General features: G+C 42.6%; 1 pseudogene. It reads right to left on the bottom strand.

The features are described 5' to 3' along the window. Positions 1-2,035 (bottom strand): annotated as a pseudogene (locus H7N69_RS07765) (outer membrane protein); the annotation flags it as partial. Positions 2,036-2,204 lie beyond the last annotated feature (169 nt).

The raw sequence follows: 2,204 nt of genomic DNA, 5'->3' as shown, positions 1-2,204 counted from the left end.
ATGGTGGGGATTTTAAGCCCTAGTTCAATCCCATGCTGAGCCGCATGATCGCTGCCTTTTTTCTTGGGCCTGGCTAAATTCATCCTCACTCCCATGTTGAATAAGAATTGGAAGTTCGCCACATTCAATTTAGCGTTATAGACATTATTCATGGTGGCTAAATTCACATATTCAGAATTAAGCCATGAAGTGCCCGCTAACGCAATCCCGCCAAAAAGCCCCACAGAAAGCTTGTTGTTCTTGCCTAAGAAATTGGTGGCTTTATCGTTGATGAAGTTATAGAGAGCGTCCGCTCCAAAACCATAAGTCCATACATCAGAAGCCGAGTTGAAAAAGCTGGATTTGATGAACGCATGGTTGTAATCAAAAAAGCCGTAATACCTAGCGCCCCATTTTCTTTTTTGGCCAAAGAATTGTTTATAGCCCACCTGAATACCGATCCCATTCATCGCGCCGTTGTTGGTTTGAGAACTAACAATGCCCACTTTCCTGAAGGGGTTACGCCCTAGTTCTTGGTTGATGGTTTGGACTTGGTTATAAGCGTTTTGATTGAGGTAGTAATTGGTTTCTATGCCTTGTGGGCTATAGGGGTTATTCTTTTTGCTCACCGCATTTTGCAAGCTTTGCGCGTTAGGGATATTAGAGAGTGCGGTGGTGATGCTATTGTAAGTATTCCCTAACTCATTGTATCGGGATTTGAAATTCACCAAAGTGTCAGCGATGTTTTCGGCTTGCTGTATCTGCTGCTCTTGAGTGCCAAAATGCGCGATGCTGTTGTTTAAATTCGTTATGGTTTCTTGCACATACGCGCAACCGGCCCCCCAAGTGTTAGAAGTTACCTGACCTGGATCGGTGCCCCTACGCTCACCCTTTTGCACTGCATAACACACCCCTAAAGAGTCTGATACAAAGGCTGTAGGGATTTTTTCAAAGTTTTTCACCACTTGTTCGGCTTGGTTTAAAATCTCCGCTTGGGCTTGAGCGTTTTTGAGCATGCTTTGCGCAAAGCTAGCGTCTGTGTAAGGGTTGAATGGTTTTCCAGTGTCCAGGTTGTTTTGATTTTGCGTGTTTTCACTAACGATTTTACTTTGCGCGACAGCTTCTTGCGCGTTAGCGATCATGCCTTGGATCGCGCTGATTTCATTCTTAAACATCCCGCACATTGTCCCATTGCCGCTTATCCCTTGCCAATAACCGCTACCACCATTCTGAAAGTTTGGGCATGCCTCATTTAGGGTAGTGATAATGATGCTCGCTTGCTTTAAAAGCTCTTGAGCGTTATTTTCTGTGTTGATACTTTCTGAGGTTGGTGTTGCTGTTGTGTTATCCCACGAGGTTGAAATAGATTTCCCATGACTCCATGGGTATACTAAAGGTGTATTTGGTTTGCCACCCGTTCTTTTGTCTCCTTGAATAGTGAAATCAAGTTTTGTAGTGGTGTTGCTTAAAACGGGGACCCCATCTCCATTAGATCCATTGGCTGTCAAAGCCTTTTGAATGATTTGATAGGCCTTGTTAATGATCGCATAATTTTCAGTGGATATTGGCCCGCCATGTTCTGGTTGATAATACGAATTGCAAGTGATGGTCGTCGTATTTTGTCCTGGCACATTATTAAAGGTTTGGATACCTCCATTTGCGCTCTCATTGCTACCAGGACCACAAGCAGTGAAAGCGTAGCTTGTAACTTGCCACAACCCTACTGCAGCGTTCAATGCTAAAAGCACGGCTTGATACGCCGGAGAATTGGCTTTGACATCTAGCAAATTCTTAGCGCTTGAGCCTAGATTATCCCTTGCGTCGTTAATCGCGCTCGGATCAGCGGACAATTTGATAAGGGTGTTTAGGGTGCTATAATTATTCAAAAAATTGTTCAGCTTTTCATAATTGTCTGAAAGCTGTTGGATGCCTTTAGTGTTTTTCACCATTTGAGCGGCTTCGCCAATCTGATAGCCTACGCTTGTGTAAAAGCCGTCGTCTTCAGCGTGGAGCAAAAACGAGAGAGAGAGAGAGAGAGTAATAAGGTTTTTTTCATGTTTTCTCCTTTTTAGATTGGATTGAATTTTAATATTAGGGATTTTATACATTGGAACGCATTTGCATTAGAATGCATTTGCATTGGAATGTATTTGGAGTATTATAGCATAAAGCGTTTTTTTTTTTTTTTTGTCATTTGGGGAAAATTTTGTCATTTTTTTGATTTT

The organism is Helicobacter pylori (assembly GCF_014497725.1).
In the GTDB taxonomy this organism is placed as follows: domain Bacteria; phylum Campylobacterota; class Campylobacteria; order Campylobacterales; family Helicobacteraceae; genus Helicobacter; species Helicobacter pylori_DE.
This window is presented reverse-complemented; position numbering and strand designations above follow the sequence as displayed.